This is a genomic window from Pseudomonas sp. ICMP 460 (assembly GCF_002723595.1).
Classification (GTDB): Bacteria; Pseudomonadota; Gammaproteobacteria; order Pseudomonadales; family Pseudomonadaceae; genus Aquipseudomonas; species Aquipseudomonas kitaguniensis.
Genome location: NZ_LKBR01000046.1, coordinates 82,280 through 98,791, shown reverse-complemented (window position 1 = coordinate 98,791; position 16,512 = coordinate 82,280). Strand labels below are relative to the sequence as shown.

At 59.7% G+C, this 16,512-nt stretch carries 17 protein-coding genes; 8 read left to right on the top strand and 9 right to left on the bottom strand.

Annotated elements, in window-relative coordinates; translation table 11 throughout:
* Positions 1 to 265 precede the first annotated feature (265 nt).
* Positions 266 to 550 carry a cold shock domain-containing protein gene (locus tag AO240_RS23090; RefSeq protein ID WP_177445860.1) on the bottom strand — a complete coding sequence of 95 codons (285 nt, stop codon included), beginning with the start codon at positions 548 to 550 and terminating at the stop codon, positions 266 to 268.
* A 225-nt stretch (positions 551 to 775) separates the two neighbouring features.
* Here AO240_RS23090 and clpS point away from each other — a divergent pair, with 225 nt between their 5' ends.
* Entirely contained in the window at positions 776 to 1,144 is a 369-nt protein-coding gene (clpS, locus tag AO240_RS23085) for an ATP-dependent Clp protease adapter ClpS (protein WP_005789091.1), read from the top strand.
* Positions 1,145 to 1,173: 29 nt separating this feature from the next.
* A complete protein-coding gene (gene clpA / locus AO240_RS23080) occupies positions 1,174 to 3,444 on the top strand; it encodes an ATP-dependent Clp protease ATP-binding subunit ClpA (RefSeq protein ID WP_058415491.1) in 2,271 nt (756 codons plus the stop codon).
* 168 nt (positions 3,445 to 3,612) lie between these two features.
* Here clpA and infA read toward each other — a convergent pair whose 3' ends face one another.
* The 3 genes from infA to aat all read right to left on the bottom strand — a co-directional run bounded on the left by infA (position 3,613) and on the right by aat (position 5,375).
* On the bottom strand, positions 3,613 to 3,831 hold the full coding sequence (gene infA, locus AO240_RS23075; protein ID WP_002553999.1) for a translation initiation factor IF-1: 219 nt from the start codon (positions 3,829 to 3,831) through the stop codon (positions 3,613 to 3,615).
* A gap of 100 nt (positions 3,832 to 3,931) precedes the next feature.
* Positions 3,932 to 4,639, bottom strand: coding sequence for an arginyltransferase (locus AO240_RS23070; protein WP_099239718.1), 708 nt, complete (start codon positions 4,637 to 4,639; stop codon positions 3,932 to 3,934).
* Positions 4,640 to 4,694: 55 nt separating this feature from the next.
* The gene (gene aat, locus AO240_RS23065) at positions 4,695 to 5,375 is read right to left on the bottom strand and encodes a leucyl/phenylalanyl-tRNA--protein transferase (RefSeq protein WP_099239535.1); all 681 of its coding nucleotides are present in this window, start codon (positions 5,373 to 5,375) and stop codon (positions 4,695 to 4,697) included.
* Between the two features lie 502 nt (positions 5,376 to 5,877).
* Here aat and AO240_RS23060 point away from each other — a divergent pair.
* The 6 genes from AO240_RS23060 to cysG are packed head-to-tail and all read left to right on the top strand — an operon-like array spanning position 5,878 to position 13,377.
* Positions 5,878 to 8,283, top strand: a complete 2,406-nt coding sequence (locus AO240_RS23060; RefSeq protein ID WP_099239533.1) for a DNA translocase FtsK — start codon at positions 5,878 to 5,880, stop codon at positions 8,281 to 8,283.
* A 54-nt stretch (positions 8,284 to 8,337) separates the two neighbouring features.
* Entirely contained in the window at positions 8,338 to 8,961 is a 624-nt protein-coding gene (gene lolA / locus AO240_RS23055) for an outer membrane lipoprotein chaperone LolA (protein WP_099239531.1), read from the top strand.
* Positions 8,962 to 8,988: 27 nt separating this feature from the next.
* Positions 8,989 to 10,311, top strand: coding sequence for a replication-associated recombination protein A (locus AO240_RS23050; protein ID WP_099239529.1), 1,323 nt, complete (start codon positions 8,989 to 8,991; stop codon positions 10,309 to 10,311).
* Entirely contained in the window at positions 10,311 to 10,685 is a 375-nt protein-coding gene (gene crcB / locus AO240_RS23045; protein ID WP_003232122.1) for a fluoride efflux transporter CrcB, read from the top strand. The genes AO240_RS23050 and crcB overlap by 1 nt, the downstream gene beginning before the upstream one ends.
* A gap of 16 nt (positions 10,686 to 10,701) precedes the next feature.
* Positions 10,702 to 11,982: a serine--tRNA ligase gene (gene serS, locus AO240_RS23040; RefSeq protein WP_099239527.1), complete on the top strand. Its 1,281-nt coding sequence runs from the start codon at positions 10,702 to 10,704 to the stop codon at positions 11,980 to 11,982.
* Positions 11,983 to 13,377 carry a siroheme synthase CysG gene (gene cysG, locus AO240_RS23035; RefSeq protein ID WP_099239525.1) on the top strand — a complete coding sequence of 465 codons (1,395 nt, stop codon included), beginning with the start codon at positions 11,983 to 11,985 and terminating at the stop codon, positions 13,375 to 13,377.
* Between the two features lie 91 nt (positions 13,378 to 13,468).
* On the opposite strand, the gene AO240_RS23030 is transcribed toward cysG, so the two are convergent.
* From AO240_RS23030 to tusC, 5 genes are all read right to left on the bottom strand, one after another.
* Entirely contained in the window at positions 13,469 to 14,464 is a 996-nt protein-coding gene (locus AO240_RS23030; protein WP_099239523.1) for a glutathione S-transferase family protein, read from the bottom strand.
* Positions 14,465 to 14,553: 89 nt separating this feature from the next.
* Positions 14,554 to 15,555, bottom strand: coding sequence for a glycosyl transferase family protein (locus AO240_RS23025; RefSeq protein ID WP_099239521.1), 1,002 nt, complete (start codon positions 15,553 to 15,555; stop codon positions 14,554 to 14,556).
* On the bottom strand, positions 15,552 to 15,887 hold the full coding sequence (locus AO240_RS23020; RefSeq protein ID WP_099239519.1) for a TusE/DsrC/DsvC family sulfur relay protein: 336 nt from the start codon (positions 15,885 to 15,887) through the stop codon (positions 15,552 to 15,554). Before AO240_RS23020 ends, AO240_RS23025 begins: the two co-directional genes overlap by 4 nt.
* Complete coding sequence (gene tusB / locus AO240_RS23015; RefSeq protein ID WP_099239517.1) at positions 15,884 to 16,162, bottom strand: sulfurtransferase complex subunit TusB; 279 nt, start codon at positions 16,160 to 16,162, stop codon at positions 15,884 to 15,886. Before tusB ends, AO240_RS23020 begins: the two co-directional genes overlap by 4 nt.
* Positions 16,162 to 16,512, bottom strand: coding sequence for a sulfurtransferase complex subunit TusC (gene tusC, locus AO240_RS23010; RefSeq protein WP_099239515.1), 351 nt, complete (start codon positions 16,510 to 16,512; stop codon positions 16,162 to 16,164). Before tusC ends, tusB begins: the two co-directional genes overlap by 1 nt.

Here is a 16,512-nt window from a genome sequence, read left to right as displayed (position 1 = left end):
GTCGTCCATTGGTCTAAAGGTCGCAGGTGCGCGGCTGCCGCCCGCCTTGCACGGAGTGCTGAAGATTATCGATTTTGTCTTGATTTTCTGGCCTTCAAGCAACTGAATCGGCTGTTTTCGATGCAAGTTGGCGTGGCATGAGGGTGTGTTCCTGTTCCGGTAATGCGCAGAGTTCGCACCTGTAGAAGGCGTGGCCAGAAAAAAACCGGCCAGCTCAGGTAAAGTGAGCTGGCCGGTTTTCGCGGTCTGCTGGCTCTAATGCGAATCAAGCCATTGTTAATGTGCCTTCTTCAGGCGTGCACTGGGTTGCGAGTTTTTCCAGTGTGAGCACTTTCGCCGCCCCAATGTTGACCGCATGCAGCCCCTTCGGTCCCTGAATGGTTTCAAAACTCACCACCTGGCCGGCTTTCAGCGTCTTGTAGCCATCCATGGTAATCGCCGAGTAATGCGCAAAAAGATCTTCGTCGGGTTTGCCCTCGGCATTGATGAACCCGTAGCCTTTGGCATTATTGAACCATTTCACCTTGCCATTGATCTTGACGCCAGACATAGCCATATCCCTCTGCACCAGACTCCATCACTGGAGTATCATCCAGTTTATCCGTCCTAACCCGAATAAATAAGGTTGACTGCGCGGACCTTTTTTACCCACTGTGGGTTCTATTGGTTGTAACACTGATTCGCCGATAGTCAAGGCGACGCTTGCCGTCAGAGTTGAAATTCTGACAGGTCGCCCCCACCACTGTAATTGAACCACTGACGAACCTTTCTTTCCATGCATGCAAACAGCCAGATTCGACTAACATTCAATCAGGATCGCCCGGATCAGGAACACGATGACGACGGTTCTGCAGGCATTGCTGTTCAGGAGGCGAAGCCTGCCCTACAGGCGCCGCCGATGTACAAGGTGGTTTTGTTCAATGATGACTACACACCGATGGATTTCGTCGTCGAAGTGCTCGAGGTGTTTTTTAACCTGAACCGCGAGTTGGCGACCAAGGTAATGCTGGCCGTTCACACAGAAGGACGGGCAGTATGTGGAGTGTTTACCCGCGACATCGCCGAGACAAAGGCCATGCAGGTCAACCAGTACGCCAGGGAAAGCCAGCATCCGCTACTCTGTGAAATCGAGAAGGACGGTTAACGCCGACCACTTGGGTATGAGGTGAAGCTATGTTAAACCGCGAGCTCGAAGTCACCCTCAATCTTGCCTTCAAGGAGGCTCGTTCGAAGCGTCATGAATTCATGACCGTCGAACACCTGCTGCTGGCACTTTTGGATAACGAAGCTGCCGCCACCGTTTTGCGTGCGTGCGGCGCCAACCTCGACAAACTCAAGCATGACCTGCAGGAGTTTATCGACTCCACCACGCCATTGATCCCCGTGCATGACGAGGACCGCGAAACTCAGCCAACGCTGGGCTTCCAGCGGGTATTGCAGCGTGCTGTGTTCCACGTACAGAGCTCCGGTAAGCGTGAAGTCACAGGCGCCAACGTGCTTGTGGCGATTTTCAGCGAACAGGAAAGCCAGGCAGTGTTCTTGCTGAAACAGCAGAGCGTTGCGCGTATTGATGTCGTCAACTACATCGCCCACGGCATCTCCAAAGTGCCTGGGCACGGCGATCATTCCGAGGGTGAGCAGGAAATGCAGGACGACGAGGGCGGTGAGTCTTCTTCTTCGGGCAACCCACTGGATGCTTATGCCAGCAACCTTAACGAGTTGGCGCGCCAGGGGCGGATTGATCCGCTGGTTGGGCGCGAGCTTGAGGTTGAGCGCGTGGCGCAGATTCTCGCGCGTCGTCGCAAAAACAACCCGCTGTTGGTGGGCGAGGCCGGCGTGGGTAAAACCGCGATCGCCGAAGGCTTGGCCAAGCGCATCGTCGATAATCAAGTACCCGACTTGCTGGCCAACAGTGTTGTCTACTCGCTCGACCTTGGGGCATTGCTCGCCGGTACCAAGTACCGTGGCGATTTCGAGAAGCGCTTCAAGGCGTTGCTCGGCGAACTGAAAAAACGCCCGCAAGCGATTCTGTTTATCGATGAAATCCACACCATTATTGGTGCCGGTGCGGCGTCCGGTGGGGTGATGGATGCGTCCAACCTGCTTAAGCCGTTGCTGTCGTCGGGTGATATTCGCTGCATCGGCTCGACCACCTTCCAGGAATTTCGCGGGATCTTCGAGAAAGACCGTGCCTTGGCGCGTCGCTTTCAGAAAGTCGACGTGTCCGAACCTTCGGTTGAAGACACGATCGGCATCCTGCGTGGGCTCAAGGGGCGCTTTGAGGCGCACCATGGCATCGAATACACCGATGAAGCCTTGCGCGCTGCGGCTGAGCTGGCGTCGCGCTACATTAATGACCGGCACATGCCGGACAAGGCGATTGACGTGATCGACGAAGCGGGTGCCTACCAGCGCCTGCAGCCGGTTGAGAAGCGCGTGAAACGCATCGACGTGCCTCAGGTCGAGGACATCGTGGCGAAGATCGCGCGTATTCCGCCAAAACACGTCAACACCTCCGACCGGGAGCTGCTGCGTAACCTGGAGCGTGACCTCAAGCTGACTGTGTTTGGTCAGGATGCGGCCATCGACTCGCTGTCCACCGCGATCAAGTTGTCGCGTGCGGGCCTCAAGTCGCCAGACAAGCCGGTCGGTTCGTTCCTGTTCGCAGGCCCGACCGGCGTCGGCAAAACCGAGGCGGCGCGGCAGTTGGCCAAAGCCATGGGCATTGAGCTGGTGCGTTTCGACATGTCCGAATACATGGAGCGCCACACCGTGTCGCGCCTGATCGGTGCGCCTCCGGGCTATGTCGGGTTCGACCAGGGCGGCCTGCTGACTGAAGCGATTACCAAGCAGCCGCATTGTGTGTTGCTGCTCGATGAAATCGAGAAGGCCCACCCGGAAGTCTTCAACCTGCTGCTGCAGGTTATGGACCACGGCACCCTGACCGACAACAACGGGCGCAAAGCGGACTTCCGCAACGTGATCGTGATCATGACCACCAATGCCGGTGCCGAAACGGCCGCGCGGGCTTCTATCGGCTTTACGCACCAGGATCACTCCTCTGATGCGATGGAAGTGATCAAGAAGAGCTTCACGCCCGAGTTCCGCAACCGTCTGGACACCATTATCCAGTTTGGTCGCCTCAGCCATGAGGTCATCAAAAGCGTGGTGGACAAGTTCCTTACCGAGCTTCAAGCGCAGTTGGAAGACAAGCGCGTGCAGTTGGAAGTCACGGATGCGGCACGCAACTGGCTGGCAGAGGGTGGCTACGACGCGGCAATGGGTGCTCGCCCGATGGCACGTCTGATCCAGGACAAGATCAAGCGGCCACTGGCCGAAGAGATCCTGTTTGGCGAATTGGCCGACCATGGTGGCGTGGTGCATATCGACCTGAAGGACGGCGAGCTGACCTTCGAGTTCGAAACCACGGCCGAAATGGCCTGATCGATAGCTGTACAAAAAGCAAAGGCGCCGAAAGGCGCCTTTTTGCTGTCTGCAAATGCAATTGTCAGGACAATTGAGATCCAGTGCGGGAGCAAGCTCGCTCGGTGGTTGATAAACCCCATGCACACAAAAACGCCCGGCATAACCGGGCGTTTTGTATTGACTTGATTAACGAGCGCGGTAAGTGATGCGCCCTTTGCTCAAGTCATAGGGCGTCAGCTCGACGCGCACTTTGTCGCCGGTAAGAATACGAATGTAGTTCTTGCGCATCTTGCCGGAGATGTGCGCGGTTACGACGTGCCCATTTTCCAACTCCACACGAAACATGGTGTTGGGCAGGGTGTCGACGACAGTGCCTTCCATTTCGAAGCTGTCTTCTTTCGACATGCAGTAAAGCCCTCGGTATCCAGTGAATGGCCCGGTGCAACTGCGCCAGGCAAAAGCGGCGTGCATTGTGCCCGAAAAAGGGTGTTTAAGCCAAGGGGTTCTAGTTAAGCGTGACCCATCTTTGATTAATCAGCAGTTCTATGGGCCGATATTGGGTCTTGTAATTCATTTTTTTGCAGTTTTTGATCCAGTATCCGAGGTACACCGCCTCAAGTTCCAAGCGCAGGGCTTCGCCGATTTGCCAGAGGATCGCGTAGCGCCCCAGGCTACGGCGTTCTTCAGCCGGCTCATAGAAGGTGTAGACCGCCGAGAGGCCGTTAGGCAGCAAGTCGGTCACGGCGACCGCCAGCAGGCGCCCCTCCAGGCGAAATTCGTAAAAGCGTGAGAAGGGCAGGTCGCGCACCAGGAACGTCGAAAACTGATCGCGGCTGGGCGGGAACATATCGCCGTCGGCGTGGCGTTGTTCAATGTAGCGTTGGTACAGGTCGAAATATTCTTCGCTGAAGTACGGCTTGGTTTCAGTGACCGTGAGGTCGGCGTTGCGCTTGAGGATGCGCTTTTGGTTGCGGTCCGGCAAAAATTGCGCAACAGGCAGGCGTGCCGGCACGCAGGCATTGCAGTTCTGGCAGTGCGGCCGGTACAGGTGATCACCGCTGCGCCTGAAGCCCATCTCCGAAAGGTCGGCGTACACGTGCACGTCCATCGGCTGGCTGGGATCGAGGAACAGCGTGGTGGCCTGCTCGTCGGGCAAATAGCTGCAGGAGTGGGCTTGAGTGGCATAAAACTTCAGGCGTGCCAGCTCGGTCATGATCAACCCTCGGAATAACCTTTGAACAAGTGTAAGCCAGGTGCGCGCAAGACGCTTAAGAAACCCACGGCCCAGCGTTGGGCTGGTCCAAATGGTCGCGCAGAAAGTCCGCGAACGTACTGCGGGGTATGGCGCGGGCGCCAAGGCTGTGCAGGTGGTCATTGGGCATTTGGCAGTCGATCAGCACAAAACCCCAGGCCTGCAACTGCCGGGTCAGTGTGGCAAAGCCGAATTTGGAGGCGTTGTCGGCGCGGCTGAACATCGATTCACCAAAAAACAGTTGGCCCATCGCCAAACCGTACAGGCCGCCGACCAGTTCGCCCTGGTCCCACACCTCCACGGAGTGCGCGTAGCCACGCTGGTGCAGTTTCAGGTAGGCGCTTTGGATGCTTTCGGTGATCCAGGTGCTGTCGGCATACGCGCGCGGCGCTGCGCAGGCCTGGATGACGGCGGCAAAATCCTGATCAAAGGTCACGGTATAACGCTGCTGGCGTAATAATTTGCCGAGGCTGCGCGATATATGCAGTTCGTCGGGGAATATCACCGTGCGCGGGTCTGGCGACCACCAGAGGATCGGCTGGCCTTCGGAGAACCACGGAAAGCAGCCATGTCGATAGGCCTGCACCAGGCGCTCGGCCGACAGGTCGCCACCCGCGGCAAGCAGGCCATTGGGTTCACGCATGGCCTTGGCCAATGGCGGAAAAGTCAGGGAATCGCGTTGTAACCAGGTCAGCATGGTATCCAGGCTTATGGAAGGGGAGGGGAGTGGCAGGTTATAGCGCCCGCCGCTTGAGTGTTGATTATTGTCGACGCTGCCGTGTGAGGCCACCCCGAATCAGGCATCCGCGCGGATTAGCGTTAGCGGGTGTTTCTGCAACTCTATGCCTGAGGCGCGGTCGTAATCGGGTCTGGCGCATGCAGGCCATTTGCCAAGCTTGCCTGGATTGCTAAAAACAGCTCATAAGCCTTTGTCAGCAAAGGCAATGCATGCTCAAATTGAACATGCCGTGACACTTCAATTGTCTATGCTGCTGGGGGAAGGGCAAGTGCGTGGCATACCGCACGCAAACCCGTACAATGCGGCCATTGTGGCGTTATCGCCATTCCACCCATTCATCACCCAGTGTTAAACCCAGGTTTACCGATGTTCGTTCATTTTTCAGCTGCTCGGATTGAGCAGTATTTTGCAGTCATTCAATAATAGATGGACGCGCTAAAGGCGCAGGAAAAGACCCGTTTTGAAGAAATCCGCCGCAACACCTAAAGCAGCAGTCGTTCCGGCCTGGCGCCAGCACCTGCACTACCGACTCAAGGAAGGCGCGCTGATTGCCATCGGCGCCCTGTGCCTGTTCCTGATGATGGCCTTGCTCACGTATGGCAAGGACGATCCCGGCTGGAGCCACAACAGCAAGATCGAAGACGTGCAGAACTTCGGCGGCCCAGCCGGTTCCTACAGCGCCGACATCCTGTTTATGGTGCTGGGTTACTTCGCGTACATCTTCCCGTTGTTGCTGGCGATCAAGACCTGGCAGATCTTCCGCCAGCGGCATGAGCCGTGGCAGTGGAGCGGCTGGCTGTTTTCGTGGCGCCTGATCGGCCTGGTGTTCCTGGTGCTGTCCGGCGCTGCTCTGGCGCACATTCATTTTCATGCACCCACCGGCCTGCCGGCGGGCGCAGGCGGGGCGCTGGGCGAAAGCCTTGGCGATTTGGCGCGCAAGAGCCTGAACATCCAGGGCAGCACCCTGATGTTTATCGCGCTGTTCCTGTTTGGCCTCACCGTGTTCACCGATTTGTCGTGGTTCAAGGTGATGGACGTGACCGGCAAGATCACCCTCGACCTGTTGGAGCTGTTCCAGGGCGCCGCCAACCGCTGGTGGTCGGCCCGCGTCGAGCGCAAGCGCATGGTCGCGCAGTTGCGTGAGGTGGACACCCGCGTTAACGAGGTAGTGGCCCCGAGCACGCCGGACCGGCGCGAGCAGGCCAAGGTCAAGGAACGCCTGATTGAGCGCGAACAGGCGCTGAGCAAGCACATGTCGGACCGCGAGAAGCAGGTGCCGCCGGTGATCGCCCCGGCACCGCCCAAAGCCCCCGAGCCAAGCAACCGCGTGCAGAAAGAGAAACAGGCGCCGTTGTTTGTCGACAGCGCCGTGGAAGGCACCTTGCCGCCGATCTCGATTCTTGACCCTGCGGAAAAGAAACAGCTCAACTATTCGCCTGAGTCCCTGGCGGCCGTCGGCCACCTGCTGGAGATCAAACTCAAGGAATTCGGCGTTGAAGTCACGGTGGATTCGATCCACCCCGGCCCGGTGATTACCCGTTACGAGATCCAGCCGGCCGCCGGGGTAAAAGTCAGCCGTATTTCCAACCTGGCCAAAGACCTGGCGCGCTCCCTGGCGGTGACCAGCGTGCGCGTGGTCGAAGTGATCCCTGGCAAAACCACCGTGGGTATCGAGATTCCCAACGAAGACCGCCAGATCGTGCGCTTCTCCGAGGTGCTCTCGACGCCCGAATACGACAACTTCAAATCGCCGGTCACCTTGGCCCTCGGCCACGACATCGGCGGCAAGCCGGTCATCACTGACCTGGCGAAGATGCCGCACCTGTTGGTTGCCGGTACTACCGGTTCCGGTAAGTCGGTGGGCGTGAACGCGATGATCCTGTCGATTCTGTTCAAGTCCGGCCCGGAAGACGCCAAGCTGATCATGATCGACCCGAAGATGCTCGAATTGTCGATCTACGAAGGCATTCCGCACTTGCTCTGCCCGGTCGTGACCGACATGAAGGACGCCGCCAACGCCCTGCGCTGGAGCGTTGCCGAGATGGAACGTCGCTACAAGCTGATGGCGAAAATGGGCGTGCGCAACCTGCAAGGCTTCAACGCCAAGGTCAAGGAAGCGCAGGACGCCGGCACGCCGCTGGCCGACCCGCTGTACAAGCGCGAAAGCATTCACGACGAAGCGCCGCTGTTGACCAAGCTGCCGACCATCGTGGTGGTGGTCGACGAATTTGCCGACATGATGATGATCGTCGGCAAGAAGGTTGAAGAGCTGATCGCGCGTATCGCCCAGAAGGCGCGTGCTGCCGGCATCCACTTGATCCTGGCCACCCAGCGCCCGTCGGTGGACGTGATCACCGGTTTGATCAAGGCCAACATCCCGACGCGTATGGCGTTCCAGGTGTCGAGCAAGATCGACTCGCGAACCATCATCGACCAGGGCGGCGCCGAGCAACTGCTGGGCCATGGTGACATGCTCTACATGCCGCCCGGCACCAGCTTGCCGATCCGTGTTCACGGCGCCTTTGTGTCCGATGACGAAGTACACCGTGTGGTCGAAGCCTGGAAACTGCGTGGCGCGCCGGAATACAACGACGACATCCTCGCCGGTGTCGAAGAGGCCGGCAGCGGCTTCGACGGTGGCAGCAGCAGTGACGACGATGCCGAAACCGATGCGCTGTACGACGAAGCCGTGGCGTTCGTACTCGAAAGCCGTCGCGCCTCGATTTCTGCGGTGCAGCGCAAACTGAAAATCGGCTACAACCGCGCCGCTCGCATGATCGAATCCATGGAAAACGCTGGCGTGGTGACCGCAATGAACACCAACGGCTCGCGCGAAGTCATCGCCCCCGGGCAGATGCGCGACTGATCACGTGCCGCGTGGCAGCACGCGGCACGCCCTAACGACTCAATGAGGATTCCCATGCGTCTTATCCGCATGCTGTTGTTGCCGGTACTGGCCCTGACCGCTGTTTCGGCGCACGCCGACCCTGCCTCCGTGGCCAGCCTGACCAACCTCTTGGACAAATCCAAGACCCTGACCGCGCGCTTCACCCAGATGACCCTGGATGGCGGCGGCACCCAGCTGCAGCAAACTGCCGGTGAAATGGCCGTGCAGCGCCCTGGCCTGTTTTTCTGGAAAACCGACGCGCCGAACGAGCAAACTATCGTTTCCGACGGCCAAAAGGTCACCCTGTGGGACCCGGACCTGGAACAGGCGACCATCAAGAAGCTCGACCCGCGCTTGAACCAGACCCCGGCGCTGCTGCTGTCGGGCGACGTGTCGAAAATCAGCGACAGCTTTGATATCACGTCCAGGCAAACCAGCAACGTGATTGAGTTCGTCCTCAAGCCGAAATCCAAGGACACGCTGTTTGACAGCCTGCAACTGTCGTTCGGTAACGGCGTGATCAATAACATGCGCCTGATCGACAGCGTCGGCCAGCGCACCGATATTCTGTTCTCCGGCGTCAAGGCCAACGGTGTCGTCGATGCATCCAAGTTCAAGTTTGTCATCCCCAAGGGTGCCGACGTGATCCAGGAATAACCTGCTTAGAGGTTTCAAACGCTGCCCATGGATTTGTTTCGAAGTGACCCGATTGCTCAACCCCTGGCCGCGCGCTTGCGTTCGACCAACCTGGATGAGTACGTCGGGCAAGAACACCTGCTTGCGCGCGGCAAGCCTTTGCGCGAAGCGCTGGAGCAGGGTGCGCTGCATTCGATGATTTTCTGGGGCCCGCCGGGCGTGGGTAAAACCACCCTGGCGCGGCTCTTGGCGAAAGTTTCGGATGCGCACTTCGAAACGGTCTCGGCGGTGCTGGCCGGTGTCAAAGAGATCCGCCAGGCGGTGGAAGTGGCCAAGCAACAGGCGGGGCAGTATGGCAAACGCACCATTTTGTTTGTCGACGAAGTGCACCGTTTCAACAAGTCGCAGCAGGATGCGTTTTTGCCGTATGTTGAAGACGGCACGCTGATTTTTATCGGCGCCACCACCGAAAACCCCTCGTTCGAACTGAATAACGCCCTGCTGTCGCGCGCGCGCGTCTATGTGCTCAAGAGCCTCGACGAGGCCGCAATGCGCAAGCTGTTGCAGCGCGCCCTGAGCGAAGACAAAGGCTTGGGCAAGCGCCAGTTGAGTCTCGGCGACGAAGGTTTCAAGATTCTGCTGAGCGCCGCCGATGGCGACGGGCGGCGTTTTCTCAACTTGTTGGAGAACGCCTCCGACCTTGCCGAAGACAACAGCGAGATCGGCGTCGACCTCCTGCAAAGCCTGCTCGGCGACACGCGCCGTCGTTTCGACAAGGGCGGCGAAGCGTTTTACGACCAGATTTCCGCACTGCACAAGTCGGTGCGTGGCTCCAACCCCGACGGCGCGTTGTATTGGTTTGCGCGGATGATCGACGGCGGCTGCGACCCGCTGTACCTCGCGCGCCGCGTGGTGCGCATGGCCAGCGAAGACATCGGCAACGCCGACCCGCGCGCGCTGAGTTTGTGCCTGGCGGCGTGGGAAGTGCAGGAGCGCCTGGGCAGCCCGGAAGGCGAGTTGGCGGTGGCTCAGGCCATTACGTATTTGGCCTGCGCGCCCAAAAGCAACGCGGTGTACATGGGCTTCAAGTCAGCCCTGCGTGCCGCCGCCGAATACGGCTCGCTGGAAGTGCCGCTGCACCTGAGAAATGCACCGACCAAGCTGATGAAGCAACTCGGCTACGGTGATGAATACCGCTACGCGCATGATGAGCCGGACGCCTACGCGGCCGGCGAAGACTATTTCCCTGACGAGCTTGAGCCGCAGCCGTTCTACCAGCCGGTGCCGCGTGGCCTGGAACTGAAGATCGGTGAAAAGCTCAGCCACCTCGCGCAACTTGATCGACTCAGCCCCAAACAGCGGAGAAAGTAGTGCTCAAGACGATTCTTGCCGTGTCCGCAGCCGGCATCGCTGGTACATTATTGCGTTTCGCCACCGGTACGTGGGTGAGCGCCAACTGGCCGAAGCATTTTTATGCGGCGACCCTGGCAGTCAACCTGGTGGGCTGCTTGATTATCGGGCTGTTGTACGGCTGGTTCCTGTTGCGCCCGGAAGTGCCGATTGAGATTCGCGCCGGCTTGATTGTCGGCTTTGTAGGCGGTCTGACGACCTTTTCATCCTTTTCACTGGACACGCTGCGCTTGCTGGAAAGCGGGCAGGCCCTGGTAGCGTTCGGTTACCTGGGTATCAGCGTGTTCGGCGGGCTGCTCGCCACGTGGGCTGGCCTGTCCTTGACCAAACTTTGATAAACGAGAGACCGACATGCTCGATTCCAAACTGTTACGTAGCAACCTTCAGGACGTAGCGGACCGCCTCGCATCCCGTGGCTTTGCCTTGGATGTTGCGCGCATCGAAGCGCTGGAAGAACAGCGCAAGACCGTCCAGACCCGCACCGAAGCACTGCAGGCTGAGCGTAATGCGCGTTCCAAATCCATCGGTCAGGCCAAGCAGCGCGGTGAAGACATCGCGCCGTTGATGGCCGACGTCGAGCGGATGGGCACTGAGCTGTCCGACGGCAAAATCGAGCTGGATGGCATTCAGACCGAGCTGGATTCGATCCTGCTGGGCATTCCCAACCTGCCGCATGACTCCGTGCCGATTGGCGAAGACGAAGACGGCAACGTTGAAGTGCGCCGCTGGGGCACGCCGAAGACCTTTGATTTCGAGATCAAGGACCACGTTGCATTGGGCGAGCTGACCGGCGGCCTGGATTTTGAAACCGCTGCCAAAATGTCCGGCGCACGTTTTGCCTTGCTGCGCGGCCCAATCGCGCGCATGCACCGTGCACTCGCGCAGTTCATGATCAACCTGCACACCGCCGAGCACGGTTACGAAGAAGCCTACACCCCGTACTTGGTGCAGGCGCCGGCGCTGATGGGCACCAGCCAGTTGCCGAAATTCGAAGAAGACCTGTTCAAGATCAGCCGCGACGGCGAAGCCGACCTGTACTTGATTCCGACCGCCGAAGTGTCGCTGACCAATATCGTGTCTGGCGCAATTCTCGATGCCAGGCAACTGCCGCTGAAGTTCGTCGCGCACAGCCCGTGCTTTCGCAGTGAAGCCGGTGCCTCCGGTCGCGATACGCGTGGCATGATCCGCCAGCACCAATTCGACAAGGTCGAGATGGTGCAAGTGGTTGAGCCGTCGACGTCGATGCAAGCGCTGGAAGGCCTGACTGCCAATGCCGAGCGCGTGCTGCAACTGTTGGAGCTGCCATACCGCGTTCTGGCGCTGTGCACCGGCGACATGGGTTTCAGTGCCGTGAAAACCTACGACCTTGAAGTGTGGGTGCCGAGCCAGGACAAGTACCGCGAGATTTCGTCGTGCTCCAACTGCGGTGATTTCCAGGCCCGTCGCATGCAGGCGCGTTTCCGTAACCCGGAAACCGGCAAGCCGGAACTGGTGCACACCCTCAACGGTTCGGGCCTGGCCGTAGGCCGTACCTTGGTAGCCGTGCTGGAAAACTACCAGCAGGCTGACGGTTCGATCCGCGTACCCGAAGTGCTCAAGCCTTACATGGCGGGCGTTGAGGTCATCGGTTAAATGGAATTTCTGCCGCTGTTTCATAACCTGCGCGGCAGTCGTGTGTTGGTCGTCGGCGGTGGGGAAATTGCCTTGCGCAAATCCCGCCTGCTGGCCGACGCCGGTGCATTGCTGCAGGTGGTTGCGCCACAGATCGAAGACCAGTTGCGTGAGCTGGTGCTGCGCAGTGGCGGGGAACTGTTTTTGCGCGGTTATCAGGAGGCCGACCTTGACGGTTGCACCCTGATCATCGCCGCAACCGATGACGAGCCGCTCAACGCGCAAGTGTCCAGTGATGCCAAGCGCCGTTGCGTTCCGGTCAACGTGGTGGACGCGCCAGCCTTGTGCAGCGTGATCTTCCCGGCGATTGTCGACCGTTCGCCGTTGGTGATTGCAGTGTCCAGCGGCGGCGATGCGCCGGTGCTGGCGCGTTTGATCCGCGCCAAACTGGAAACCTGGATTCCCTCCACCTACGGCCAACTGGCCGGGTTGGCGGCGCGTTTTCGTGCGCAGGTCAAAGCGTTGTACCCGGATGTGCAGCAGCGTCGTGCGTTTTGGGAAGAGGTTTTCCAGGGCCCGATTGCCGACCGCCAGTTGGCCGGGCAGGGCGCTGAAGCCGAGCGTCTGTTGATCGACAAGGTCAACGGTGCGCCGCCACATGCACCGGGCGAGGTTTACCTGGTGGGCGCAGGCCCGGGTGATCCCGACCTGTTGACCTTTCGCGCCCTGCGCCTGATGCAGCAAGCCGACGTCGTACTCTACGACCGCCTGGTAGCCCCGGCGATACTTGAGCTGTGCCGTCGCGACGCCGAGCGCGTGTATGTCGGCAAGCGTCGTGCTGAACACGCGGTGCCGCAGGACCAGATCAATCAGCAACTGGTGGACCTGGCCAAACAAGGCAAACGCGTGCTGCGCCTCAAGGGCGGCGACCCGTTTATCTTTGGCCGTGGTGGCGAGGAGATCGAAGAACTGGCGGCGCATGGCATCCCGTTCCAGGTGGTGCCGGGGATTACCGCGGCCAGTGGCTGCGCGGCGTATGCCGGGATTCCGCTGACGCATCGGGATTATGCGCAATCGGTACGTTTCATCACCGGCCATTTGAAGAACGGCACATCGGATCTGCCGTGGCGAGACCTCGTGGGACCGTCGCAGACCCTGGTGTTCTACATGGGCCTGATCGGCTTGCCGGTGATCTGCGAACAACTGATCAAACATGGCCGTGCGCCAAATACGCCGGCGGCGTTGATCCAGCAAGGCACCACGTCCAACCAGCGTGTGTTTACCGGCACCCTGGCAGATTTGCCACGCATGGTTGCGGAGCATGAAGTGCATGCGCCAACGCTGGTCATCGTCGGCGAAGTGGTGGTGTTGCGCGAAAAGTTGAAGTGGTTCGAAGGCGCCCAGTCTCAAGTCTGAGATTCACAAACACCTCCCATCTTGGAGCGCATCCCAAGGTGGGAGGGGGCTTGCTCCCGATGAGGCCCATAAGCCCACACCATCAATCGAATCAGCCCCAGACGCCTTTACCGCCCAAGCGCTGCCGATCATGCTCTGCATCAAACTGTTGCAACGGCCCCTTGGGCACAATCCCCGTTGGGTTAATCGTCCGGTGGCTGGCGTAGTAATGCCCCTTGATATGTTCAAAGTCGACCGTCTCGGCCACGCCTGGCCACTGGTACATCTCCCTCAACCAGTTCGATAAGTTTGGATAATCGGCAATCCTGCGCAGATTGCACTTGAAGTGGCTGTAATACACCGCATCAAAGCGAATCAGCGTGGTGAACAGTCGCACATCGGCTTCGGTCAGGTATTCCCCAGCCAGATAACGCTGGTTATCCAGGCGCTGCTCCAGGTTGTCCAGCTCGGCAAATACATCATAAAACGCGCTTTCATAGGCTGTTTGCGAGGTCGCGAAACCCGCGCGGTACACGCCATTGTTGACGGCGGGATAGATGCGCTCGTTTAGCGCGTCGATGCTTGGGCGCAGGGCCTCGGGGTAAAAATCCAGGGTATTGCCGGTCAGTTGGTTAAACGCACTGTTAAACATGCGGATGATCTCCGCCGATTCGTTGCTGACGATGCGGTTGAGTTGCTTGTCCCACAGCACTGGCACGGTGACACGGCCGGTGTAGTCGGCGGTGTCGGCGGTGTAGCGCTGGTGCATGAATTGGAAGTCATCGAGCTTATCGCCGCTGGCGCCGTGGGCCTTGTCGAAGGTCCAGCCGTTTTCCAGCATCAACCAACTGACCACTGACACGTCAATCAGGCTTTCAAGCCCTTTGAGCTTGCGCAGTATCAGCGTGCGGTGCGCCCAAGGGCACGCGAGCGAGACATACAGATGGTAGCGACCGGCCTCGGCCTTGAAGCCGCCGTCGCCGCTTGGCCCAGGCTGGCCGTCGGCGGTCACCCAGTGGCGGCGTTGTGCCTGTTCGCGCTGGAAAGCGCCGTCTGCGCTACTTTCGTACCACTGGTCTTTCCAGTGTCCTTCGATCAGCAAACCCATGACTGGCTCCTTGGCTAATTAAGCGTTGGAGCCCAGTCTAACGGGCTGAGTTCGAACTAAAAGCGCAAAGAGCGCGGGTGAATGATCGATTAAATCGATTTGTTCCGTGCATCCCAGTATCGCTGAGCCAATTCGAACGCCTGCGCGCGTGGGTGGCCGAGGCCGCGCAAGGCCAGGGCCATGGTGGCGATCAGGGCCAATTGCGGATAACTGTCTTCGACGTCACCGCGCCACAGCGCTTTTAAATGCTCGGGCTCAAGGCTGGCGGGTTTGACGTGGCGTTGAGCCGCGAGGGCGGGCCACTCTTCGTCCCAGCTTTCGCCGCCGGTGGTGCCGTACAGGTGGCTGGCAGCATCGGGGTTGATCTCGACTTCGCCGCCGTCGCCCTTGACCACAATCACGTTGTCGCCGAGCAGGCCGCTGGCATCGCGGTGCACGCCCTGATAACCCGGGTGGAAAATACTTTGCAGGCCGCAACGCGCACTCAGCGGGTTGAGCAGGCGCGCCAGGGAATGGATCGGCGAGCGCAGGCCCAGCGTGTTGCGCAAGTCGATCATGCGTTGCAGTTGCGGCGCCCAATCGCCCAGCGGGATAAACGCCAGGTTGCCTTGTTCGAAGGCTGCCTGTACCTGCTGCCAATCACGGCACAGCGGTATCTGCAAACCTTCCAGCAATTGCTCGGTATACAGCCGGCCGGCGGTGTGTGCGCCGCCGCCGTGCATGAGGATACGCACGCCGTTTTGCGCCAGGCACTTGGCCGCCAGCAAATACCACGGCAAGTGGCGTTTTTTGCCCGCGTAGGTCGGCCAGTCAATGTCCACGTTCAACGCCGGGGCATTCAGGCGCTCACGCACCGCTTCGGTGAACCCTGCGAGTTCTTCCGGGCTTTCTTCCTTGTGGCGCAGCAGCATCAGGAACGCGCCGAGCTGGGTGTCTTCGACTTTTTCATCGAGCAGCATGCCCATCGCTTCACGCGCTTCTTCGCGGGTCAGGTTGCGCGCGCCGCGCTTGCCTTTGCCGAGGATGCGCACGAACTGCGCAAACGGGTGTTCGGCAGGGGTTTCAAGGGTCAGCGGAGCAAAGTCGGTCATAAGCAATTCGTCGGCCTGGGCAGGCCCGCCAGCTTGGCGGCGAGTTTGGCGGGAGTGCCGTTAAACAGTGAGTTGAGGTGCAGGCTGTTGCCCTTTTCCGGGCCGAGCTTTATGGCTGCGTACTTGATCAGGGGCCGCGTGGCAGGCGACAGCTGAAATTCGGCGTAGAACCCTCGCAGCAGCTCGAGAATTTCCCAGTGGTTCGCGGTCAGCTCCAGCGCTTCTGCGGCGGCCAGGGCGTTGGCGACGTCGGCGGACCAGTCATTCAGGTCGACGAGGTAGCCGTCTTTGTCCAGCGCCAGCGTGCGCTCGCCTACGGTCAAGGTATTCATAGCCAGGTGTTGACCTTGGCGTAGTCGATCGACAATTGCACAAAACCCGGGTAGTCGACGCTGTCGGCCCAATCCGGCAGGGGCAGGTTGCGCGCCTGCATGTCTTCGGCCAGCACAAACACCTTCACGCCTTTAGTCTGCAGGGCCGGGTTGCGCAGGCCGTAGGCGCCGTCGCCGCACAGCAGAATGGCGTCCTCGGCGCCGCACACGCGCAGGCAACTGGCCAGGCGGCTGTCGGTAAACGGGGAGTGAGACACCACGTGTAAAGTCGACATCAGAGGGTAATCACCTGGTCGTAGCGGTCAATCAGCAGGGCGATAGCCTCGCTGCTCAAAGGTTCGGCGCTGGCCGGGGCAGCAAGCCCGCGTTCGGCGAGGCTGTGGCTGCACGCGAACACCTCATCGATACCGAACAGGCCCAGCGCTTGCAAGTTGGCGCTGAGGTCTTTTTGCTGCACGGCCCTGGCGTCCTGGTGCGGCGCCAACTGGAACACGCCGTCGTCCATAAACAGCAGGCCAATCGGCAGGTCAAACGCGCCGCCGGCCAGTACGATGTCCAGTGCTTCGCGCGCACCCGGCCCGGCCCACGGTGGCTGGCGGCTGATCACCAACAAGGATTTGGACAT